Raw genomic sequence first — 20630 nt, forward strand, 5'->3', positions numbered from 1 at the left:
GTGACGAGCCCCGAGCCGCGCCGCCTTCACTGGGCCGCGAACGACGTGCGGGAGACGTCGAGGCGCGGGTGCGACGGGAAGGACAAGCCGCGCACCTGGCCGGCGATGCAGGAGTTGAGCCCCGGGTTCGAGGGGTTCGTCGTGACGGTCACGCCGACCGCGCGGCCATTCTGCACGGCCGCGCAGACGTTGACCGAGACCGACGGCGGCACGCTGCACGCGTTGAGGTAGGTGCCACGGTTGAGCACGTTGCCGTACGCGCCGGCGGTGAGATCGGGCGGCGCGTCCTTGCTGTAGTCCTCGACGTACCTGGCCTGCGCGCCCTCGCAGCTCATGCCGCCGCCGAGCGTGGGGTACTTGCCGCCGCCGCCACCGACCACGCCGCCGCCGCCTGCGGGGCCCGACTTGCCCTTGCCGAGCCCGGCGTCGACCTCGACCGCGACGACGCTGTCGCCCTGGACCTCTTTGCTGTCGTCCTTGCTGCCGCGCTTGCTGAGCAACCAGCCGGCGAAGCCCGCGCCGAGGACGCCGATGACGGCGAGGCCGATGAGCGCCTTGTACTGCGTGCCCTTGCGCTCGGCGACGACGACGGCCTCGAGGTTCTTCTTCTCCTGCTTGATGTCGCGGTTCAGCTTCGCCTGCTCGGCGTACGGGGCGAACTGCTCCCAGTCCTTGATGAACCGCTCCTCGTTGAGGATGGAGTCGCGCAGGGGGTTGTCCCCGGTGAAGTTGCCCGTGGCGATCTGCTGCAGGACCTCGACCGCGCTGAACGGGCCGTGATCCATGCCGTCCTTGATGACGACGTAACGCGGGCGGGGATCGGACTCGAGCGCGGCCTTGAGGTCGGCGAGGCGCTGGGTGGGATCGTTGGCGTTGCGGACCTGGGGCGCCTGGACGACGGCGATGGGGAAGGGGCCATCGTGCACGGGCGCCGCGGGCCGCGCCTGCGAGACGGGCGCGCCGCCGATGTTCGGCGCCTTGGGCGCGGCGGGGATGGCGACACCTCCGCCGGCCGCGGCGGGCGGGATGAGGGACATGGCGACGTCGATCTCGACGCCGTCGTCGAGGCCCGCGTCCGTGGGCGGCGGCGCGACGGAGGCGCCGGGGGCGACGTTGTGGAGGGCCTGCGCGAGGGCGCCGAGGTCGGCGGGGCGGTGCTTGGCGTCGGCGACGAGGGCCTTGCCGAGGATCATCTCGAGCGAGGCGGGCAGGTCGGGCACGACGTCCGTGGGCCGCTTCATGCCCGGACCGACGCTGCCGCTCGTGAGCATCTCGTAGAGGATGGCGCCGATGCTGAAGACGCTCGCGCGTGCGTCGCCGGGCGTGCCTTTGCGACACTCGGGCGCGATGCAAGCGCGATCGGCGGGGAGCTCGGGGAGCGCCTCGGCCTTGTCCTCGAGCAGGCTGACGGCGGTGCCCGTGTAGAGGATGGCGGAGGGGTGGACGAAGAGGGCTTTGCCCTCGCGATGCAGCTCCCCGATCTCGGTGCAGAGCGGCACGAGGACGGAGAGCGACTCTTTCAGATCGAAGGTCCGTCCGGAGGCTCGACGCGCCTCCATCTCGGCTCGGAGTGTACCGGGCGTGATGGACATCGGCGCCACCTTATCTCCGAAGGTGGCCCGCACTCAACATGCGGCGCGGGGGATCGGGACGGAGAGGGGAAATCGCGAGGAAAGGAGGCTGGTCGCCGGGCTTTCCAGCTCAGGACGAAGGACTAGGAGAGCTGGGAGGGAGGCGTCTTGTTGGAGCGCTCCTCTTCGATGAGGATCGTGAAGACGAGCCCGGCGCCGAGGATGGGCAAGAGCCAGATGAGCTGCGACTGGAGGATCTTCTGCTTGCGCTCGAAGAGGCGGCTCTTCCAGACGCGGACGGTGAGCCAGGCCTGGAAAGTCACGAGAGCGAGGAGAAGAGCGCCGAGGATGCCGTCGAAGAGGTCCATGGGAGTGGGGGGAACCTAGCCAGCCAGGCTGGGCTTTCAAGGAGGGGGGCGGGCGATTTTCGGGGCGGGGGGCGGGAGGAGGTTACCACCTTGACCCGGTTTCCGGCCGTTGCTCATCTTCGCGCATGACCTCCCGCGCCACGCCGTCGCTCCGCATCTCCCGGCTGGTCGTTCAGAACTTCCGCACGTTCCACGGCCCGACCGAGATCCCGCTCGCGTCGTCGGAAGGCGTCGCGGACGAGGTCGCGGTGTTCCACGGGGGGAACGGGAGCGGGAAGTCGAACGCGCTGGCGGCGCTGGAGTTGTTCTTCAGGGGGGCGCTCCTGTGGCTTCGCAGGCGTGCCAACCTGAAGTCTGAGACGCTCACGCTCGGCTGGGACAGCGCGGAAGCGACGTCAATCTTGTTCCTCTCCCATCGGGATTGGCCGCCCGGGATCCGCGAGCCCATGCGGATCGAAGTTCACTTCGAGGGGAATGATCAGACGCTCGCGGTGGACCTCATCCAGGCGGGTAGCGATTGCAACCTCATCGTGGACGGCGTCGCCCACCTAGGCGGCAACTTGAGTGTCGGTCTTCTACGAGACCCATATCTCGCGCCGCTCCGCACGAAACTGGAGTCACCCCTGGGAGCCGGCAGCCAACCACTCCTTCGACTGGATGCGCGTCGCCGGGAGTCGCGCTTTTACAGCAGCCTCAATCAGCAGCTTGGTCCCCAGAAGACGAGCGCCCCCGATAGCCCTCTGTCTCGCGAACTAGCCACACGCCTCCTCGATCTCGCGACCTCTCTCGAACCCCTCGACACCGAGCGCTGGCGCGCCTTTACGCAGCTCGTCTCGCGCTTCAAGACGCTCGCGGGTCGCGAGGTCAACATCCTGCGCCTCCCCGACGGCAGCGCCGATCTCCGCTTCGAGATCCGCGGCAAGCAGATCCTCCGCGTCTCGGAGCTCAGCTCGGGCGAACAGCAAGTCGTCGCCCTCTGCGCCGCCGTGCTCACGTCGCGCGCGGCCATCGTGGCGATCGAGGAGCCAGAGATCAGCCTGCACCCGGACTACCAGGAGCTCCTTCGCGACGTGCTGCGCGAGCAAGTGCGAAGCGGCCTCGTCGACCAAATCATCCTGGAGAGCCACGTCCCTATCTTCGATGGCCCCGAGGTCATCCGCTTCAGCCGATCCCCCGAGGGCGTGACGTCCGTCGTACGGCAGCCCTCCGACGCGCACGACGCGCTTCGACAACGTGCTCGTAAGAGCGGCGCCGAGGATCAGTGGGTGACACCCGACGGGTACACGAAGCTGCCGAAGGTCATGCTCGACAACCTCGGGCTACAAGCCGGTGGTTACCTCTGGTTCGCACGATCCACACCTGGGGGACGCTGGGAAGCCTGGAAGACCGAGGAGATCGACGACGCCCTCGGCCTGCCTGGCGACGACGCAGAGGACTAGTCCATGTTCCGTCTATGGCTCGATACGAACTGCGCGCGGAGCGCGCCGAGGCTCCGGAAGCTCCAGCCGCTCGCGCGAGAGAAGGGGGTTACGGTCGTCATCCACCCGCAGGTCTATCTCGAGCGGCGGCGCCAGATGCGCGTGGAGAAGGGTGATGCCTTCTCGTCGCAAGTGTTCGACGACCTCGTCGTGAAACAGCTGGGTATTGAGGTCTCCAAGCTCGAACTCGCTCAGTCGCTCGCCGCGGCCTGGGCAGACACGCTCTACGATCGGTATCCGACCGCTGAAGCGTGGGAAGGCGCCAAGCAAAAATCGCTCGGCGGTGAGCTCCGCAAGGGCTTCGAGGTCCCTCCCGGCGACATGCCCATGACCACGGACTGGCTCGTCTCCCTCCTCGTGGAGAGCGACCCCACCGCGCGGATCGTCACGCACGACGACGGCGAAGAGTGGCGCGCGCTCCGTGAAGCCAAGCGTGTCCTCTCCTGGAACGAGGCGATCACGTGGCTCGAAGGCCTTCCCCCCGCCTGAGCCTGTAGGCCAGTCCGCACAATCGACGTTCCCCTCCGTCGCAACGCTCCCAGAGCCGGTTCCAGAGCGATTCCCACGCGTCGCAACGCTCCCGGATCCGGTTCCGGGGCGATTCCCACACGTCGCAACGACCCCCAGATCCGGATCCCGGACGGTTCCCACGCGTCGCAACGCTCCCAGATCCGGATCCGGGACGATTCCCACACGTCGCAACGCTCCCAGAGCCGGATCCGGGACGGTTCCCCCGCGTCGCAACGACCTCCAGATCCGGATCCCAGACGATTCCCACACGTCGCAACGCTCCCAGAGCCGGATGGTAGTGGCTGGATCCGGCCAGTCCTGAAAAGTGGCCGGGTTTGAACCGGCGCCCGGCACACGCCCGCTCTACTCCCGAACGCCCGCCGCGGACCGTTCGCGTCCGATCCTCGCACGTCGCGCTTGACCTTCGCTTCGGCTCGATTCCGCGTCGACGCGTACCCGGACGAACCTCTCAAGATGAGACATTCACTGTCCTAGCCGAGCGCGAAACACCGCAAAACGCGGGCGATCCGTGCTATTGTCCCTTCATCACTTGAACCGCTCCGATGAGTCGCCGCGAGAGACGCGCGACGCCGGAGCGCTGGCGAGGGGACCATGGCGAACGTCCTGGATCCGGAGAAGCGTCTGCGCGTGCTTGCCGCCCTGGTAGAGGGCAACAGCGAGCGCGCGGTCGAGCGCATGACGGGCGTCAACCGCGAGACCGTCGGGCGCCTCTCGCTCATGTTCGGCGAGGGCGCGATCCGGCTGCACAACCGCGTCGCCCGCGATCTCGCGTGCTCGCTCGTGACCGTCGACGAGCAGTGGTCGTTCGTGAAGAAGAAGCAAGCCCGCGTAACCATCGACGATTCATCGGACGTCGGCGAGGCGTACACCTTCGTGGCGCTCGACGCGTCGAGCCGCTTCGTCATCGCGTGGCACGTGGGGAAGCGCGACCAGGCGTCGACGGACATCTTCATGAACGACGTCCGCGCCCGGCTCGTCGTCATGCCCGCCATGACCTCGGACGGCTTCGCCCCGTATATCAGCGCGATCGGCGCGTCCTTCGGTCCGAGCATCGACTATGCGCAGACCGTCAAGAACTACACGAAGCGCGGACGGCGCGAGGGAGGGCCGGATCATCGGTACGAGCCGCCCCGCGATCCCTTCATCACGAAGAAGGTCGTCTACGGGGCGCCGAACCTGGACGCGGCGAGCACGGCCTACGTCGAGCGCAACAACGCCACGATGCGCCACCACATCGGCCGCATGCGTCGCCTCTGCTTGGCGTTCTCGAAGAAGCTCGCCAATCACCGCGCCGCGGTCGCCCTGAACTACGCCTGGTATAACCTAGGAACGATCGTGAAGACCCTCCGCGTGACGCCCGCCATGGCCGCCGGAGTCACGGATCACGTCTGGTCGCTGGAGGAGTTCATGGCGGCGTTGCTCGACGAGACGCCGTGCGAGGCGCCCACGAAGCGGGAGCTACGCCCGCGGACGCCCGAAGGGACGGCGCGAGAGCTCCCCGGCGGGCGCGGCTTCCTCCGCGTCGTCGACGGCGGGAAGGGCAAGGCGAACGAGGCGCCGAAGCCTCCCCAGCCTCCCCGGCCTCCCGCTCCGGTCCGCTACGCGACGCCGCACGTGGACGATCACGAGGCGCACTGGGAGCAGATGGATCTCCTCGCGTGGCGTGCGCGGGAGCGGCAACTGTCGTTCTTCGACGACGAGCCGGACGACGAGTAGCGCTCTCGAAAGTTGGTTCGAATTCGAACACTCCTTACATGAGTGTGAATTCGAAGACCAGGCCACAGCACGAACACACTGGACAGCCCTCGAACCATGGACTAAGCCGTGGTCGTGGTCGCTTGCCGTACAGACGGTCGCCTTCGTCCAGGGATGTTCTCTAGACTTTGGCAGATTGTCTCAACTTGAGATTAGTCGCAACTTAAAAGTTGTTGACCGGCGACGCGGCGAACGACCCACGGAGGCCGGAACCAAAAAGAAAGGCGAGCAGCAGAGACGTAAACATCCCCACAACTCGCCTATCACCCGATTGGACCCGGATGGTAGGCAGGTAGCACGAAGGCTAACTTCGTCAAGGGGTCGTTTTGTCCAACGGCTGCGGCGCGTCTGGGAAGGTCCGGACAACGCAGTAGGTGGCTAAGCAGAGTACCAACCCCAAGAACATCAACTTCCGCACGTCGTACATCCACCACCGCACCGGGAAGCGAGTCTACGCCCGGCCCGGGCATCCATTCCCGATTCCGAGAGGTTCGAGGCGTAAAAAGCGCATCGAACCGGCTCCGTCCGAGCAACTTGTGCTTCCTGGGATGGAGATGTTCGTCGAAGCGCCCCGACCGCCGCGTCCTCCGGCGAAGGTGAGGACGCCGAAGAAAGCCCGCGGCAACCGGTAGCGGGCGGGTAGAGGGGGAGCGTCGGGCGTCTGGGCTTCGGCCTGGGCGCCCGACGCCTTTTCAGCGCTTCTGCTTCCGCGACCAGCGGGGCCGACCGTACCTCGCGGCGAGCTGCCGTCGGGCGGTCATGGTCGCGTTGTAGACCGTGTGCAGTTCGATTCCGAGCCGCGCGGCGATGTCCTCCGCGCTCTCGCCCTGCACGACGAGCAGAAGGACGCGCATCGGCCGTGCCTTCGACCGTGCGAGGTGACGGAGCACGCGCCGCGCCTCCGCGATGTCCTCCGGACGCGCCGCGGGATCGGAAAGGTCGCGCTCGTGCTCCTCGCCGATCGGGACGTGCCGGGCGTCCTTGCGGCGCAGCCGGGCGGCCTGGTTGCCCGCGACGCGCCACGCGATGTTGACGAGGAGCGAACGGATCACGACGTCGGGCGGGTCGGTGTACGCGCCGCGCACGCGCCCCTCATCGACCATCTGCCAGAGAACGTAGAGCGCGTCCTGCGTCACCTCGTCGGCGTCCGCCTCGCCGAGCACGGGCCACTTCGCGCGGAGGTAGGAGCGGGCGAAGCCGCGGTAGGCGTCGAGATCGCGCGGCGTCGCTTCGACGACGGGCTCGCCGGGGCGCTCGGGATCGTGGCGGTACCGGATCACGGCCCACCTCCGCAAACGAGCCCGAGAAGGACCGCCAGATCGATCCGCGTCACGCGCGCCACCTGCGCGGCGAAGTGAACCGACGCGCGGATCTCGCCCGCGACGACCGCGCGCATGTACCGGCGCGAGTAGCCGAGCGAGCGCGCGGCGATGCGGACGCTCGTTCCGCGGGCGAAGCGTTCGAGCCTCGCGCGGACGCGTTCGTTCTGCTCCTCCGTGAGCGTCGCGGGGACGCTCATCGGCTCCCGATCTTGCTCGCTCATGACGCGCCTCCCTTCCGACGAGGGGAGGACACGAGGACGAGCGCGGGCGCCTTCCGCGGGGGAGCCTTCCCGACGAGCGCGTCTTCGAGCGACAGACCGACCGCGCGGGCGATGCTCCGGGCGAGAGCGATGTTGCCGGGCTCGATCCCGTCGCAGAACGCAAGCACGAACGACCGGCGGAAGCTCACGAGGTGAGCGACCTTCGTCCACGTCCCGTGCTCGCGGTGAAGGTGGCGCAGGAGGGCGCGGAGGTTCGAGCGCTGGATCTCGATCAGGTCCGAGCCGCGGAGGGGACGGACGCGGTACTTCGAGGTCGTCATCGCGCCGCCCCCTTCCCGCAGAGGGGACACGCGTCGGCGACGACGGGCGGGCCGATCAGTCGTTCGACCGTCGAGCCCACCGATCGGGCGACGGCGAGCACGAAGCCGAGCGAGACGCGCCCGGTGCTCCCGGCCTTCTCGACCGTGGAGAGCGAGAGGCCCGTCGCGGCGGCGAAGCACGGGTACGAACCGAACGCGCGCCGGAGATTCCGGATCGCCGCGCGGAGGCGGGCGCGTTCGGCGGAAGACAGGGAAAGCTTGGGGTTCTTCTTCGGGCGACGACGGGACGGACGTCCGCCGTCTTGCCCCTCGCGCGAGGGACGAACTAGGGTGAGCGTCACGATCGTGACCTCCGGTGAGAGGTTGCGGTCGAGCCGCCTCGGGGGATGTAGGAGTCCTCCGAGGCGGCGCCTTTTCAGGCCCACTCACCGTACGGCATCGCGATCGCGTTGTGGCCGAACCCGGCCACTTTCAATCAAAACCGGCCACTACCAGCCGGATCCGGGACGATTCCCACACGTCGCAACCTCGATGGCTCCGCTTCCGGGCGCGTTCCGCCTTCGCGGCCCCGCCTTCTTGGCTAGAGTGTCGCCCGTGCGGCTCCGGATCCTCGCCTGCGCGCTCGCCCTCGCCGCGCCGCTCGCCCTCGCAACCTTGCTCGGCGCGGGCTGCGACCTGCCTTCCTCCGATGTCGACGGCGGGGATCTGCGCGGCGTCTTCGATCGAGACGCCGCAGCCGCCGACGCCGCGGCGAGCGACGCAGGCCGGAAGGACGCAGGCCGGAAGGACGGCGGAGCCACGCCCGCCCTGCCGGCGTCGGCCGTCGCCAAGCCGGTCACGCGTCCCCCGACCGAAGGGAGCTGCGTCGCGGTCGACGGGCTGCCGGACAAGGACATCAAGCGCACCCTCGGACGGCCACCTTGCCCCGGCGCCGAGGTCCTCGAGTGGAAGGACGCCGCAGGCGCGCCGCGTTACGCCTGCGTCATCACGCCCAAGGGCATCGAGACACGTGCTCCCTTGCCGCTGCTCGTCTTCTTCCACGACGCCGGCGACAACCCGCGCAGCGTCGACAAGGAGACCTCCCTGCGCAAGCTCGGCGCTCGCTTCGACCTCACAGGCGACCCCGCGCACGCAGGGTTCATCGTCCTCTCCCCGCAAGGCCGCGCCCTGCACGGCAACCGCGAGGGCGCCATGTTCGACATCGACTACACCGGCGAGGACAACGTCGACGTCGCCACGACCGACCACTTCATCTCCGTGCTCACGACGCGCGGACACGTCGATCGACGCCGGATCTACGCCGTCGGCGCCGGGCACGGCGGGCACATGGCCGCGACCTACGCGATGATGCGCGCCGATCGCGTCGCCGCGTTCGCCACGTACGGCAGCGACGCGCCACGCGCCGCGTGGTCCTGCCCAGGTCCGCCGCCGCCCGCGTTCGTGATGTACCGGGCCTGCGATCAGATCTCGCCTTGCGCCTCGGTCGAGCGCTGGCTGCGCTCGCGCGACGCGCTCGCGGCCGAGACCACGGGCCTCCGGCTCGGCGCCGCGAACGCCGAGGAGCCCTCGTGCGCGATCGACAAGAAATGCACGAAGATCGTCGGGACGGCCCTCCACCGCCGCTGGCCCAAGGGGCGCGAGGCGGACCTGCTCCGGTCCCTGTCGCGCCACACGCTCTCCGTCGCGCCCTGATCGAGGAGCCTCGAAATTGGCTCGGATCGAGCCCCGGGTGGTACCCTTCGAACGCGATGTCGTTGCGACCGACCTACACCTCGGACCTCGCGCTCGAAACGCTGCTCGACGTCCTCGACGAGGCGGCGCTCGTCTTCGATGAAGGGCTCGTCTGCCGCGCCGCGGGGCGACGCGTGGCGGCGCTGCTCGGGCTCGACCCGAGCTCGTGCGTGGGGCAGGGGCGCGCGAGCTTGCTCGGGCGGGTCGGCGAGGGCGCGCCGGAGATCGCAGGGCAACTCGCGGCGCTCGATGTCTCCACGCGCGCGGCCGAGCGCGTGGAGATCGATCCGCTGGAGGTCGCGGGGCCGCCGTCGCGCTCGTTCGTGTGGACGAGCGCGCCCGTCGTGAAGGACGGCGTGGTGGTGGGGCGGATCGACGTGGTGCGTGATCAGAGCGCGTCCGCGGCGATGGCGCACAAGCTCGACGAGGTGTCGCGGGTCGACACGCTGACGGGGCTCGCGAACCGGCGTCGCTTCGAGGAGGAGTGCGAGCGCGAGCATCGGCGCGCGCAACGCGTGTGGGACTCGTACGCCGTGGCGCGCGTGGACGTCGACGGCATGCGGGCGGTGAACGAGGCGCGCGGGCGGGACGAGGGAGACGCGCTGCTCCGGCTGCTCGGCGCGGCGCTGCGCGCGTCACGAAGGCAGTACGACGTGGTCGCGCGGTGGGGGGACGACGAGTTCGTGGTGCTCTTGCCCTGCGTGGATCACGGCGCCGTGGAGAGCGTGCTGTCACGCGCGGCGGCGCAGATGGTCGCGGCGGCGAAGGACGCGGGCTTCGTGATCACCTTGAGCGTCGGCGTCGCCGTGTGGAGGCCGCCGTCGGCCGATGGCAGCGCGGACGTGCTCGGCCGCGCGACGGCCGCCCTCGACGCCGCGAAGCGCCGCGGCGCGGGCGCGATCCTCGTCGATCTCGGCGGGACGAACATCAAGAGCGACCTCGAGCACGTCGCGGACGAACCTCCCGAGCGGATCGAGTAACGAGCGCCGGGGCCTCCGCGCGCCTCTTGCGGAGCTGTGTGGTACGACTCGCCGCATGGGTGGGGGATCCTGTGACGAGCTCCTCGGCGAGCTCGAAGGGCGAGGCGTTCGAAGGGCGAAGATCGGCGGGTTCGACGTCGATGGCGTGCTTCGAGGCAAGTACGTGTCGCTGGAGAAGCTGCGCTCGGCGCTGTCGAGCGGCTTCGGGTTCTGCGACGTCATCTTCGGCTGGGACATCGGCGACGTCCTCTACGACAACACGCGCGTGACCGGCTGGCACACGGGCTATCCCGACGCGCACGCCGTGCTCGATCCATCGACGCGGCGGATCATGCCGTGGGAGCCGGACACGGTGGCGATGCTCGCGGACTTCCGCGACGAGGGCGGCGGCCCGCACCCGGCGTGCCCGCGCGGGGCGCTGAAGCGCGTGATCACGCACGCGGAGTCGCTCGGCTACCACCCGAAGCTCGCCTGCGAGTACGAGTTCTTCCTGTTCAAGGAGTCGCCGGCGTCGCTCCACGAAAAACGCTTCCAGAAGCTCGAGCCGCTCTCGCCGGGGATGTTCGGCTACTCGTGGGTGCGCGAGGGCCAGAACAAGGACCTGATGACCGCGATCTTCGAGGGGATGCGCGCCTTCGACATCGAGCTCGAGGGGCTACACACGGAGACGGGGCCGGGCGTGTACGAGGCGGCGATCCGGTACGACGACGCCTTGCGCGCGGCCGACAAGGCGGCGCTCTTCAAGGTCGCGATGAAGCAGATCGCCCACGAGCACGGGCTCAGCGTGACCTTCATGGCGAAGTGGAACGCGAGCCTGCCGGGCTCGTCCGGGCACCTGCACCAGAGCCTGTGGAAGGACGGCGAGAACGTGTTCTCGGGGCCCGCATCGGAGGGCGGGATCTCGAAGCACCTGCGCCACTACATCGGCGGGCAGCTCGCGTGCATGCGGGAGCTGACGGCGCTCGTGTCGCCGACGATCAACGCGTACAAGCGGTACGTGCCCGGCGTGTGGGCGCCGCTCACGGCGACGTGGGGCTTCGAGAACCGCACGACGGCGCTCCGGGTCGTGGGCGCCGGGACGAAGGCCGCGCGGGTCGAGGTGCGGCAGGCGGCGGCGGACATCAACCCGCACATCGCGATGGCGGCGACGCTCGGCGCAGGGCTCTACGGCATGGAGAACACGATCGAGCCGGGCGCGCCGATCACGGGCGACGCGGGCGAGGGTGGTGAAGGGCGCGAGCGGCTGCCGCGTACGCTGGCCGAGGCCACGGCGTTGCTCGCGGAGAGCGGGCGCATGCGGAAGATCCTCGGCGAGGCGTTCGTCGATCACTACGTGCGCACCCGTCAGTGGGAGGTACGCCAGTACGAGCGCGCGGTGACGGACTGGGAGCTCGCGCGATATTTCGAGGCCATCTGAAGGACGAAGGCGGGGGAGACGCATGGGACAACTTTCGACGTGGAGCTTTCCGACGCGTATCGTGTTCGGGGCAGGGGCCACGAAGCAGGCGGGCGCCGAGGCCACGCAGCTCGGGTGCAAGCACGCGCTCGTCGTGACGGACAAGGGGGTCGTCGGTGCGGGGCTGCTCGCGCCGATCGAGGCGTCGCTGCGCGAGGCAGGGATCACGTGGACGGTCTTCGACGGCGTGCTCGGCAACCCCGTCGAGGCAAACGTACACGACGGCGTGCGCGTGTTCCGTGAATGCGGCGCCGATCTCGTGGTCGCGGTCGGAGGTGGATCGCCGCTCGACGTGGGCAAGCTCGTGCGCCTCGGCGTCCACCACAACCGCCCGCTCGCCGAGTACGACGACGCGATCGGCGGCGATCGGCACATCACAGCGAACGTGCCGCCGATGCTCGCGCTGCCCACGACCGCGGGGACGGGGAGCGAGGTGGGTCGATCAGGCGTGGTGACGCTCGACGCCACGCATCGAAAGACCGTGATCTTCTCGCCGCACCTGCTCGCGAACGTGGCGCTCCTCGATCCCGAGCTCACGCGCTCGATGCCAGCGTTCCTCACGGCCGCGACGGGGATGGACGCGCTCACGCATTGCCTGGAGGCGTACGTGGCGAAGGGGGATCACCCGATGGCAGACGGCATCGCGCTCGAAGGGATCCGTCACGTCGGGCGCTGCCTCGAGCGGGCCGTGAAGAACGGCGACGACCTCGAGGCGCGCGGCGGCATGATGAAGGCAGCGATGATGGGCGCGGTCGCGTTCCAGAAGGGGCTCGGCGCGTGCCACTCGCTGGCGCACCCCTTGTCGAGCGAGCACGGGACGCACCACGGCCTCGCAAACGCGATCTGCCTGCCCGCAGTCTGCGCGTTCAACGGAGAGGTCGTCGGCGCGCGCCTCGCCGAAATCTCGGTCCTGCTCGGCGGCAATCCAAGCCCCTCCGGCTGCGTCGAGGCCCTGCGCCGGCTGCGCGATCGGATCGGCTTGCCGCCAACCCTCACGCAGGCAGGTGTGCCGCGCTCGAACCTCGAGAGGCTCGCCGATCTCGCCTTCCAGGACGCCTGCCACGCGTCGAACCCACGCCTCTGCACCCGGGATGACCTCCGCGCGCTCTACGAGGTTTGTTTCTGAGCGGTTTTTTTTCTGGGAGGCGCTGCGCTGGGGCTTTGCCCCAGCGCGAGGCTCCTTTCGACTGCTGGCGGATTTCCTCGGAATGCGTTAGGTGTCGGGGCGATGGCTTCTGCCACGGCTCCGGGTCGCGTCGAATCGTCGAAGCCGGCGACTTGCCGGATGTTCGAAACTCCGCTCATCGAGCGGTTTTCCCGCATCCATCCGGCGACGCCGTTCGTGTTCTGGATACCGGTCTACAGCTACCTCGCGTTCCGCGGGTACGAGAACGGCGTGGGGCTCGGGGCTGGCCTCGGGCTTGGGTTCCTCGGCCTCTTCGCGTGGACGCTGGCCGAGTACGTGCTGCACCGCTGGGTCTTCCACTATGTGGGGCCGCGGCTCTGGCAGCGCCGGGTGCATTTCGTCCTGCACGGCGTCCACCACGACTTCCCCCAGGATGCCGATCGCCTGGTGTTCCCGCTCGGCGCGAGTATCCCCTTGGGGATCACGTTTTATCTGCTCTTCCGCGCGATCGTGGGCCCCGTGCTGGTGGATCCGCTCTTTGCGGGCTTCGGGTTCGGCTATCTCGTCTACGATGGCACGCACTACGCGATTCACCACTTCCGGATGAGCTCGCGCTGGGGCAAGTGGATCAAGCGCCACCACATGATCCACCACCATACGGGCCAGCACGCGCGCTGGGGCGTCTCGTCGCCGCTCTGGGACTACGTGTTCCGGACGATGAAATCGTCCTGAACAGCGCCCGCCGGCTGGAACGGGCCCTGCTGAGCGCCCGGCATGAGCCGGAAGGGTGGGCGGAGTGTGCGCGCCAATGCTGGCGTGCGGGAAGTGCGGACGGTTCATCGGCCGGACGGGGAGCTCGATCAGGTCGAGGGGTTGATCTACCGGGCGCGAAAGCTGCGTCGGCGAGGGGATACGCGGGGCGCGATCGTGCTGCTGCGGCAGGCTTGCTCGCAGGATGAGTGGCGCGCGCGGACGTTCACGTTGCTCGGGGCGCTCTTGTCGGAGGACGGTCGCCACGACGAGGCGGTGATGGCGTTGACACACGCGCGCTGGCTGCGGCAACGAGCCGGGGAGGGGCGACGCGCGGCGGTGACGGCGCGGCTGCTCGAAGCGGAGCTGGCGGCGCGTTAGGACGCGGCGCGGACGGGGCGCAGGGCGCCTACGTGGATGGTGCGCAGGGTGTTGCGGCCGCAGAAGGGGCAGGCCCACCCGATGTCGAAGCGCTCGTCCGAGGCCCCGATGCTGTGCGCGGGCGCGACCTCACGCGTCCGCCCCCGCGACGCCGTCCCCGAGACGACGTGATGCTTCTCGTCGAGCGTGGCAGTCAGGATCGCCTGGCACTCGCATCGGCTCTGCACGCTGAACTGGCTCATGGATCTCCCGCATGGGCGAGCCGCCCCGGACGATCGGGGCCTCGGCTTCGCCGGTGATTCGACCGCGCCGCTTATAAAGCGTGGAGTGATCAGGCTCAAGGGGGTTAACCTCGCCCTGGCTTCTGTCGCTTGTCGGGAGGGAAGGGAATATGGGGGCGCGTGGGGGGTTCCGAGCGGCGATGATCGAAACACGAACGGACGTCGAGGCGCGAGGCCGCCGGATCCTGGTGGCCAGGGATTCGCGCCTCTCGACGTGTGATGCGCTCGTCCAGGGGCTCGAGCCGCTGATCGAGGATGTCGAGCTGGTCGAGGCGTACTCCGTGGAGGCGGCGCGCTCCTGGGCGAGGGGAGGTCCCTTCGATCTCTGCCTGGTTTGTCTGGATTTGCCGCCGGCGCCGCGGGGCGCGGCGAGGCTCGCCAAGGAGCTCTGCGCGCGCAACCAGCGCGTCGTCTTGATCACGCGCAGCCTGCGATGGTTGCCGGCCGATGACCTGGAGCTCCGGGCCCTGCCGTGGATCGTGCCCGAGGCGGATCCGACGAGCGTGCTCCCGTTCCTGCAGAAGGACGCGGCGCCCGCGGCCTCGCAGACGCGTGGTCGCGCGAAGACGTTGCCTCCGCGCGAGCTGCCCGCCGCGAACGAGCGTTAGTCCGAGCCGACCGGCAGGACCTCGATGAAGCGGATCGTCGCCGAGCCCGGCCCTTCGAGGCCGATCACGAGCTCGACGTCTTCCTTCCCCGTCACATCCAGGCTGCGGCCACCTTCGAGCGAGAGCGTGCGGATCCTCGATCGTTCGCCCGCGGCGGCGCGGAGCGCGAGGTAGAGGTGGCTCGCGGGTTTTCCGAGGACGAGTTTGTCGCCCTCGCCCGACTCGCAGCGGAACGAGGCCTTGCCCGCGAGCGCCTTCGTCTTGCTCGTGCTGCAGGTCGACGCGAGGTGCGGCTCGCTCGCCGCCTCGGCGCGCGCCGCGAGGATCACGGCGTTGTTCTGCACGACCTCCACGTCGTCGAACTCGACCGTGCCTGCGCCACGCGCGCCGATCCCCACGTAAAACCCGCTCGATCCAGGCGTGGCCGTGAGCGTCGTCGTCTGCGTGCCGGCGCCCGCGGCGACGCGGAACACGACCGTGCTCTCGACGGCCTCCGGGTCCTCGATCGAGCGGAGCGCGACCTGGAGCTCGCCCGCCTGCGCGGCGCGGTACTTGAAACGAATGGTGAGCTCGTCGCCGGCGGCGATGAGCGGCGACGGCGACGGCGTGTACGAGCCGAGGACACGCACGCGCGTGCGGCCCCCCAGGGAGCGGAGCTCCTCGGCGGGCACACGGAGCGCGTCGTGCGTGCCTGCGGCCGTCGACTTGATGGTGACGTTGCCGTCGGACGTGGTGACGGTGACGCCCGCGCCTTCGATCCGCGCGAGCGCCTCGCCGCGTTTGCTCTTCTTCGTGGGCCTGCTCGGCGCCGGGGCCGCGCCGTCCGCGCCCGGGGCCGCGTTCGCCCCGTCGAGCTTGGCGGCGATCTTGGCGACGCCTTCACGGAAGCGAGCGACGTCTTGCGCCTCGACGAACTTGCGCGCGTCCCAGAGATCGATGAGCTCCTTCATGAGGCCCGCGAGGCGCTGATCCTCGGCGGCGTGCTCGGCGGGCTTCGTCTTGCACGTGTTGTAGGACTCGCAGAGCGTGACGCGCTCTCCCTTCAGCTTGGCGGCGAGATCGGCGGCGGCGCGGATCGCCTCGATGCGTTGCTCGGCGCCGCGGCTCGCGCCGGCGATCTTGAGGGAGCTCGACACGTCGAAGGAGCCGAAGTCGTCGGCGATCTCGGCGCAGCTCTCCCGAGGGATCGTGCCGACCGGCTCCGGGCACTCGATCTCGGGGCTCTGCGCGGACGCGCCGCCGGCCGAGGTCTGAGCGCCGCCGCAGCCGCTCGTGGTCGCGGTCGCGGTCGCGAGGGCGAGGCAAGGGAAGAAGAGCGCTGCCGCGAGAAATCTGGGACGAGCGGGAGGCACGGAGAGCGAAGGTAATACAGGTCGGGCCACGTGCGGGGAGAGAGCTCGGGTCCGCGTCGTCGGCCGGGGCGGAAATTCGAGGTGTCCGAGGGTCTTGCCAAGCTCCGCGGGATTGGCTAAACATGCGTTCGCAGTTCGCGGGACTAGCTCAGTTGGTAGAGCATCAGCTTCCCAAGCTGAGGGTCGCGAGTTCGAGCCTCGTGTCCCGCTCCAGGTAGAAGACGCCGCGTTCCGGGAAAACGCAGCGCACGCAGAGAACGTGGCGGCTACGGCCGCCACGTTGCTTTTGTGCTCCCGAAGGCCGCCTGGAAGCGTCACGACGCGCCGAGGCGGGCTCGAGCATCGAAGCGCCTGTCCGCGTTCGCGGAGCGGGGGCGCGCAGGATGCACCAGGGACAAAGGGTGGCGTGGAACGCCGCCTTGATGATCGCAAAGCAGGCCATCATGGCCGTCCTGAGCGTCGTCTACGTGGGCTACCTGGCGCGTCGGCTGGGCGTCTCCGCGTGGGGGGAGCTGCAGGCGTCGCTGGCGATCACGTCGATGGCCGCCGTGGTCGCGGGCCTCGGGGTGCGCGGATATCTGGCGCGCGAGATCGCGGTGACGCCGGAGCTCGGGCCGAGGCACCTGGGGTCGGCGCTCGTCGTGCGCGGCGCGATGGGCGCGACGACGCTGCTCTGCGCGACGGCGTTCACGGCGGCGACGCGGTCGGGCGAAGGCGCGTGGCTCGTGGTGATCGCGGCCGCGTCGCAGCTCGCCACGATCCTCTACACGACGATGTGGCTGAGCTTCGAGGCGCACGAGCGCTTCCAGTACATCCTGTACGTGGAGCTCGGCGCGCGGCTCTTCGTCATCGCGCTGTCCGTCGCGCTCGTCGCGTCGGGCCTGGGCGTGCTCGCGGCCGCAGGAGCGCTCGCGCTCGGCAACGCGCTCGAGCTCCTGCTCACGTATCACTTCCTGCGAAAGCGGCTCTATCAGCCGCGGCTCGAGGTGGGCCTCGACGAGCTCGTGGCCATCGCGAAGAAGAGCATCCCGCTCGGGCTCATCGGCGCGCTGCTCGGCGTCATCCGGCAGGCCGATCGCGTGATCCTGCGCTGGCTCGACGGGGAAGCGGCGGTCGGCGTGTTCAGCGCGGCGTGGGTGCTGGTCGAGCAGCTCGAGCTGATCTCCGATCTCGTGCTCGGCGCGGCGTTCGCGGCCGGGATGCGGCTCTACGCGCACGATCAACCAGGCTTCGTGAAGCTCTTCCGGACGGCGCTCGTGGTGGCGGCGGCGCTCGGGCTGCCGCTCGCGGCGGGGGTGAGCCTCGTGGCGCCGGACGTGGTCGCGCTCGTGTACGAGGGCCGCGACTTCGCGGGCACGTCGGACGTCTTGCGGGTGCTCGCGTGGCACGTGCCGGCGACGTTCGCGTTCCAGGTGGCCGCGCTGCCGCTGCTCGCGTCGAAGCGCGAGAGGCACCTCGCCGCGGTGCTCGCGCCCGCGCTCGTCGCGAACGTGGCGCTCGACATCTGGCTCGTGCCGGAGCACGGCGCGCTCGGCGCCGCGTTCGCCGCGCTCGTGGCCTCGGCGGGGATGTTCGTCGCGACGGGGTTGCTCGCGCTGCGCTTCATGCGAGAGGCGCCGCTCGGGCGGCTCGGTCGAGCCACGCTGGCGACGGTGATCATGACGCTGGTGGCGCTCGCGGCGCTACGCGCGGTGGGGCTCTGGGCCGCGGTGCTCGCGGGCGCGATCACGCACGCGGCGCTGCTGCTCGCGCTGCGCGTGGTGACGCTCGCGGAGGTCCGCGCGCTCGCGCGACGCAAGCCGGAGAAGGGTCACGAGGCCGCGGTGACGTGAGCCCCGAAGGCGCGGACGGATGAGGTTCGTTCGCGCGGAACGAGGCCCCGCGAAACGCAGAGGAGGGCACGCGGACGGCGCGCTCGTCAGCCCGAACATCACGCGCCGTCCGGCCTCTTTCTCGCGCGTGGATCGAGCAAGCGAGCCTACGAATGACGCTGGCGAGCGAGGGAGCTTGCGCCATGATGATCTCGTGGCGGAGGGGGGTGATTTCAAGGTGCGACCAAGGCGGAGGCGCGATCGCGGTCCGAGCCGAGCGCGCCCGATGGACAGGCGATCACGCACGGCGACGGCGACGTCGGCGAGGTGGCCCTTCCCCGCATCGAAGCCGGCGTCGCGCGGCGCGCTGCCGGAGCGTCTGCCGATGGGCGCAGGAGGCTACGAGCTCCTCGAGCAGCTCGGCTGCGGCGGGATGGCGGAGGTCTTCCTCGCGCGAAGGCGAGGGCTCTACGCCATCGAGCACATGGTGGTGGTGAAGCGGCTGCGCGACGAGTTCCGCGCCGCGCCGTCGGTGGTGAAGATGTTCGCCTGGGAGGCGTGGATCTCGGCGCGCCTCTGCCACCCGAACATCGCGCGGTTCTACGACTTCGTCTCGCACCGCGGGCGCGATCACCTCGTGCTCGAGCACGTGCGCGGCCCGGACCTCGCGACGCTCTGCCGCGCGCTGCACGCGAGCGGGCGATCACTCCCGTTCCGCGCGGTGATCGAGGTCGGCGCCGCGGCCGCGCGCGCGCTCGCGCACGCCCACGCGCTCGAGGACGACGACGGCGTGCCGATCGGCCTCGTCCACCGCGACGTGAGCCCGCAGAACATCCTCGTGTCCGTGGACGGCGAGATCAAGCTCATCGATTTCGGCGTGGCGAAGACGACGAGCGCGCACGTCCCGCGCGACACGGTGCCGGGCCTGGTGAAGGGGAAAATGGGGTACATCGCGCCGGAACATCTGCGAGGACAGCCGCTCGACGCGCGCGGGGACGTCTACGCGCTCGGCGTGGTGCTCTTCGAGATGCTGACGGGCCGCCCGCTCTTCCGGCGCGGCGGGGACGAGGAGATGATCCGGCAGGCGCTCGACGCGGAGATCCCGCCGCTCACGTCGCTCCGGCCGGACTGTCCCGCCACGCTCGAGGCCGTCGTGCGGCGCGCGCTGGCGCAAGATCCGCGGGACCGATTCGAGAGCGCGGCGGCGATGGAGCAGGCGCTCCGCGTGGTGGACGCGGAGCTCGCGGACGAGAGCGGGTCCCTCTCGCTCGCGGAGCTCGCGCGCGAGGTCCACGAGGCCGGCCACGCGCCGGACACGTGGCCGGAGCCGAACTCGCCACGACGAACGACGTCGCCCGCAATGTCGGCGCCGACGGACGATCCCGCGGCGGAGGACACGCGGCCCGAAGGGTTCCGGCGAGCGCGGGTGGTGACGGGCGCGCCCGCGGAGATCGCCGCGGAGACGAACGTCCGGTGCGACGCGACGCGGCCGGACGTGCCGCCGCGGGTCGACGAGCCCGACACGATGATCGCGGCTCCGCCTCCGCAGAGGCGCTTCACCTTCTCTCCGCGCTTCGTGCCGCTCGTGGTCGCGTTCGTGATGGGCGTGCTCGTCGCGGCCGCCGCGCGCGGCAGCACGCGGCCCCTCGGTCCGGCGCGTGACGCGTCCGCCGACGCGACGGACCGTTCGAGCTCAAAATAAAAAGCGCCCCGCGCGGGACCAGCCCGCCGCGGGGCACGCCTTCGAACCACGATCGGGACGCGGTCCTAGGCGGTTCGACGGCTCGTCGCGATGTTGTAGATCGCGAGGATCAGGATCGCGCCGATGATCGACATGATGAAGCCGCCGGTCGACTGGTACGACGGGTAGATGCCGAGCACGCGTCCGAGGAAGCCGCCGAGCAGCGCGCCGCCGATGCCGAGCAGCACCGTGATGATGAACCCTCCGGGATCACGTCCCGGCGTCAACAGCTTCGCGATCACGCCAACGACGAGACCAAACAGAATCCAGAGCAGAATGTACATGCTCGTCAACCTCCCTCTCGCGCGGCACGCGCGGCGCACACGTCGTGCCGCGCAGGCGGGGTTACGCCGCGAGGACGTCCGCCCGCATGTCGTCGATGCAGCCTGCGTGCCGGGCAGAGCGTGCACCCCCAGGCAGCACGAACGTCACGGTTTTTCCTGTTCTTCAGGACAAGGAGGTTTGCCCTCGACGCCACACGCGGGCGCGTCGCCAGGGCTCGTCGGTCCGCCATGCCCAGGGCCGTAGCCGTGCGACGAGCCGTACCCTTGATCGCGCTCCTCGCCACGTGGGCGCGCGCGGCGCGAGACACCTCGGCGCTTGGCGTGCGGGCGCATCTGGATCTCGTGCGCGCCGGCGGGCAACGTGCCGGCGACGAGCTCGGCGCCGCACGCGCATCGCGGCGCCGCCGTCGCGCCCTCGGCGGCGACCACGAGGAAAAGGCGGCTGCACTCGGAGCAACGGAACACCTGCCCCGAGGTCGGGCTCGCCGCGGCCTCGACGACGGATCGAGGCGAGGCGCTTCGCGCGGGGGACGTTCCCTCCGAGCCTGGAATCGCTCTGCGTG

Annotated in this window: 22 protein-coding genes and 1 tRNA gene; 13 read left to right on the forward strand and 10 right to left on the reverse strand. The window is 69.8% G+C overall.

The window, feature by feature from the left end:
* Nucleotides 1-26: 26 nt before the first annotated feature.
* Together GF068_RS00885 and GF068_RS00890 are read right to left on the reverse strand one after the other, a co-directional pair.
* On the reverse strand, nucleotides 27-1592 hold the full coding sequence (locus tag GF068_RS00885; RefSeq protein ID WP_153817396.1) for a serine/threonine-protein kinase: 1566 nt from the start codon (nucleotides 1590-1592) through the stop codon (nucleotides 27-29).
* A gap of 122 nt (nucleotides 1593-1714) precedes the next feature.
* Complete coding sequence (locus GF068_RS00890; protein WP_153817397.1) at nucleotides 1715-1939, reverse strand: hypothetical protein; 225 nt, start codon at nucleotides 1937-1939, stop codon at nucleotides 1715-1717.
* Between the two features lie 125 nt (nucleotides 1940-2064).
* On the opposite strand from GF068_RS00890, the gene GF068_RS00895 reads away from it, so the two are divergent.
* The 3 genes from GF068_RS00895 to GF068_RS00905 all read left to right on the forward strand — a co-directional run bounded on the left by GF068_RS00895 (nucleotide 2065) and on the right by GF068_RS00905 (nucleotide 5664).
* Nucleotides 2065-3378: an AAA family ATPase gene (locus GF068_RS00895; protein WP_153817398.1), complete on the forward strand. Its 1314-nt coding sequence runs from the start codon at nucleotides 2065-2067 to the stop codon at nucleotides 3376-3378.
* A 3-nt stretch (nucleotides 3379-3381) separates the two neighbouring features.
* Entirely contained in the window at nucleotides 3382-3906 is a 525-nt protein-coding gene (locus GF068_RS00900) for a hypothetical protein (RefSeq protein ID WP_153817399.1), read from the forward strand.
* Between the two features lie 633 nt (nucleotides 3907-4539).
* Nucleotides 4540-5664: a transposase gene (locus GF068_RS00905; RefSeq protein WP_153817400.1), complete on the forward strand. Its 1125-nt coding sequence runs from the start codon at nucleotides 4540-4542 to the stop codon at nucleotides 5662-5664.
* Between the two features lie 731 nt (nucleotides 5665-6395).
* Here GF068_RS00905 and GF068_RS00910 read toward each other — a convergent pair.
* From GF068_RS00910 to GF068_RS00925, 4 genes are read right to left on the reverse strand one after another with little or no spacing between them, the layout of a single operon-like run.
* Nucleotides 6396-6983 (reverse strand): RNA polymerase sigma factor, encoded by a 588-nt coding sequence (locus GF068_RS00910; RefSeq protein ID WP_153817401.1) that lies wholly within the window; start codon nucleotides 6981-6983, stop codon nucleotides 6396-6398.
* Nucleotides 6980-7246 (reverse strand): hypothetical protein, encoded by a 267-nt coding sequence (locus GF068_RS00915; protein ID WP_153817402.1) that lies wholly within the window; start codon nucleotides 7244-7246, stop codon nucleotides 6980-6982. Before GF068_RS00915 ends, GF068_RS00910 begins: the two co-directional genes overlap by 4 nt.
* On the reverse strand, nucleotides 7243-7566 hold the full coding sequence (locus GF068_RS00920) for a hypothetical protein (protein ID WP_153817403.1): 324 nt from the start codon (nucleotides 7564-7566) through the stop codon (nucleotides 7243-7245). Before GF068_RS00920 ends, GF068_RS00915 begins: the two co-directional genes overlap by 4 nt.
* Complete coding sequence (locus tag GF068_RS00925) at nucleotides 7563-7907, reverse strand: basic helix-loop-helix domain-containing protein (protein WP_153817404.1); 345 nt, start codon at nucleotides 7905-7907, stop codon at nucleotides 7563-7565. Before GF068_RS00925 ends, GF068_RS00920 begins: the two co-directional genes overlap by 4 nt.
* Before the next feature lie 253 nt (nucleotides 7908-8160).
* On the opposite strand from GF068_RS00925, the gene GF068_RS00930 reads away from it, so the two are divergent.
* The 6 genes from GF068_RS00930 to GF068_RS00955 all read left to right on the forward strand — a co-directional run bounded on the left by GF068_RS00930 (nucleotide 8161) and on the right by GF068_RS00955 (nucleotide 13990).
* The gene (locus GF068_RS00930; protein ID WP_153817405.1) at nucleotides 8161-9258 is read left to right on the forward strand and encodes an alpha/beta hydrolase family protein; all 1098 of its coding nucleotides are present in this window, start codon (nucleotides 8161-8163) and stop codon (nucleotides 9256-9258) included.
* 56 nt (nucleotides 9259-9314) lie between these two features.
* On the forward strand, nucleotides 9315-10277 hold the full coding sequence (locus GF068_RS00935; protein WP_153817406.1) for a GGDEF domain-containing protein: 963 nt from the start codon (nucleotides 9315-9317) through the stop codon (nucleotides 10275-10277).
* 55 nt (nucleotides 10278-10332) lie between these two features.
* Nucleotides 10333-11694 (forward strand): glutamine synthetase family protein, encoded by a 1362-nt coding sequence (locus tag GF068_RS00940; RefSeq protein ID WP_153817407.1) that lies wholly within the window; start codon nucleotides 10333-10335, stop codon nucleotides 11692-11694.
* A 22-nt stretch (nucleotides 11695-11716) separates the two neighbouring features.
* Nucleotides 11717-12859: an iron-containing alcohol dehydrogenase gene (locus GF068_RS00945; RefSeq protein ID WP_153817408.1), complete on the forward strand. Its 1143-nt coding sequence runs from the start codon at nucleotides 11717-11719 to the stop codon at nucleotides 12857-12859.
* A gap of 159 nt (nucleotides 12860-13018) precedes the next feature.
* Complete coding sequence (locus tag GF068_RS00950; RefSeq protein ID WP_240806557.1) at nucleotides 13019-13591, forward strand: sterol desaturase family protein; 573 nt, start codon at nucleotides 13019-13021, stop codon at nucleotides 13589-13591.
* A 66-nt stretch (nucleotides 13592-13657) separates the two neighbouring features.
* Nucleotides 13658-13990 carry a hypothetical protein gene (locus tag GF068_RS00955; RefSeq protein ID WP_153817410.1) on the forward strand — a complete coding sequence of 111 codons (333 nt, stop codon included), beginning with the start codon at nucleotides 13658-13660 and terminating at the stop codon, nucleotides 13988-13990.
* On the opposite strand, the gene GF068_RS00960 is transcribed toward GF068_RS00955, so the two are convergent.
* Nucleotides 13987-14232 (reverse strand): hypothetical protein, encoded by a 246-nt coding sequence (locus GF068_RS00960; protein ID WP_153817411.1) that lies wholly within the window; start codon nucleotides 14230-14232, stop codon nucleotides 13987-13989. The two genes, GF068_RS00955 and GF068_RS00960, sit on opposite strands and share 4 nt — an antisense overlap.
* Before the next feature lie 179 nt (nucleotides 14233-14411).
* Here GF068_RS00960 and GF068_RS00965 point away from each other — a divergent pair, with 179 nt between their 5' ends.
* Nucleotides 14412-14879: a hypothetical protein gene (locus GF068_RS00965; RefSeq protein ID WP_153817412.1), complete on the forward strand. Its 468-nt coding sequence runs from the start codon at nucleotides 14412-14414 to the stop codon at nucleotides 14877-14879.
* Here GF068_RS00965 and GF068_RS00970 read toward each other — a convergent pair.
* Complete coding sequence (locus GF068_RS00970; RefSeq protein WP_153817413.1) at nucleotides 14876-16231, reverse strand: hypothetical protein; 1356 nt, start codon at nucleotides 16229-16231, stop codon at nucleotides 14876-14878. The two genes, GF068_RS00965 and GF068_RS00970, sit on opposite strands and share 4 nt — an antisense overlap.
* A gap of 137 nt (nucleotides 16232-16368) precedes the next feature.
* Here GF068_RS00970 and GF068_RS00975 point away from each other — a divergent pair.
* The 3 genes from GF068_RS00975 to GF068_RS00985 all read left to right on the forward strand — a co-directional run bounded on the left by GF068_RS00975 (nucleotide 16369) and on the right by GF068_RS00985 (nucleotide 19744).
* A tRNA-Gly gene (locus GF068_RS00975) sits at nucleotides 16369-16444 on the forward strand.
* Nucleotides 16445-16653: 209 nt separating this feature from the next.
* A complete protein-coding gene (locus GF068_RS00980) occupies nucleotides 16654-18063 on the forward strand; it encodes an oligosaccharide flippase family protein (protein WP_240806558.1) in 1410 nt (469 codons plus the stop codon).
* Nucleotides 18064-18328: 265 nt separating this feature from the next.
* Nucleotides 18329-19744 (forward strand): serine/threonine-protein kinase, encoded by a 1416-nt coding sequence (locus GF068_RS00985; protein WP_170319239.1) that lies wholly within the window; start codon nucleotides 18329-18331, stop codon nucleotides 19742-19744.
* Nucleotides 19745-19809: 65 nt separating this feature from the next.
* On the opposite strand, the gene GF068_RS00990 is transcribed toward GF068_RS00985, so the two are convergent.
* On the reverse strand, nucleotides 19810-20067 hold the full coding sequence (locus GF068_RS00990) for a GlsB/YeaQ/YmgE family stress response membrane protein (protein WP_153817416.1): 258 nt from the start codon (nucleotides 20065-20067) through the stop codon (nucleotides 19810-19812).
* 144 nt (nucleotides 20068-20211) lie between these two features.
* Entirely contained in the window at nucleotides 20212-20532 is a 321-nt protein-coding gene (locus GF068_RS00995; protein WP_206079374.1) for a hypothetical protein, read from the reverse strand.
* Nucleotides 20533-20630 lie beyond the last annotated feature (98 nt).

The sequence above is a fragment of the Polyangium spumosum genome (assembly GCF_009649845.1).
GTDB classification, from domain to species: domain Bacteria; phylum Myxococcota_A; class Polyangia; order Polyangiales; family Polyangiaceae; genus Polyangium; species Polyangium spumosum.

What these genes read in the sequence shown, in the direction of transcription:
- GF068_RS00885 (WP_153817396.1), bottom strand. Translation starts at nt 1,592, where the DNA reads ATGTCCATCACGCCCGGTACACTCCGAGCCGAGATGGAGGCGCGTCGA.
- GF068_RS00890 (WP_153817397.1), bottom strand. Translation starts at nt 1,939, where the DNA reads ATGGACCTCTTCGACGGCATCCTCGGCGCTCTTCTCCTCGCTCTCGTG.
- GF068_RS00895 (WP_153817398.1), top strand. Translation starts at nt 2,065, where the DNA reads ATGACCTCCCGCGCCACGCCGTCGCTCCGCATCTCCCGGCTGGTCGTT.
- GF068_RS00900 (WP_153817399.1), top strand. Translation starts at nt 3,382, where the DNA reads ATGTTCCGTCTATGGCTCGATACGAACTGCGCGCGGAGCGCGCCGAGG.
- GF068_RS00905 (WP_153817400.1), top strand. Translation starts at nt 4,540, where the DNA reads ATGGCGAACGTCCTGGATCCGGAGAAGCGTCTGCGCGTGCTTGCCGCC.
- GF068_RS00915 (WP_153817402.1), bottom strand. Translation starts at nt 7,246, where the DNA reads ATGAGCGAGCAAGATCGGGAGCCGATGAGCGTCCCCGCGACGCTCACG.
- GF068_RS00920 (WP_153817403.1), bottom strand. Translation starts at nt 7,566, where the DNA reads ATGACGACCTCGAAGTACCGCGTCCGTCCCCTCCGCGGCTCGGACCTG.
- GF068_RS00935 (WP_153817406.1), top strand. Translation starts at nt 9,315, where the DNA reads ATGTCGTTGCGACCGACCTACACCTCGGACCTCGCGCTCGAAACGCTG.
- GF068_RS00940 (WP_153817407.1), top strand. Translation starts at nt 10,333, where the DNA reads ATGGGTGGGGGATCCTGTGACGAGCTCCTCGGCGAGCTCGAAGGGCGA.
- GF068_RS00945 (WP_153817408.1), top strand. Translation starts at nt 11,717, where the DNA reads ATGGGACAACTTTCGACGTGGAGCTTTCCGACGCGTATCGTGTTCGGG.
- GF068_RS00950 (WP_240806557.1), top strand. Translation starts at nt 13,019, where the DNA reads ATGTTCGAAACTCCGCTCATCGAGCGGTTTTCCCGCATCCATCCGGCG.
- GF068_RS00960 (WP_153817411.1), bottom strand. Translation starts at nt 14,232, where the DNA reads ATGAGCCAGTTCAGCGTGCAGAGCCGATGCGAGTGCCAGGCGATCCTG.
- GF068_RS00965 (WP_153817412.1), top strand. Translation starts at nt 14,412, where the DNA reads ATGATCGAAACACGAACGGACGTCGAGGCGCGAGGCCGCCGGATCCTG.
- GF068_RS00980 (WP_240806558.1), top strand. Translation starts at nt 16,654, where the DNA reads ATGATCGCAAAGCAGGCCATCATGGCCGTCCTGAGCGTCGTCTACGTG.
- GF068_RS00985 (WP_170319239.1), top strand. Translation starts at nt 18,329, where the DNA reads ATGGACAGGCGATCACGCACGGCGACGGCGACGTCGGCGAGGTGGCCC.
- GF068_RS00990 (WP_153817416.1), bottom strand. Translation starts at nt 20,067, where the DNA reads ATGTACATTCTGCTCTGGATTCTGTTTGGTCTCGTCGTTGGCGTGATC.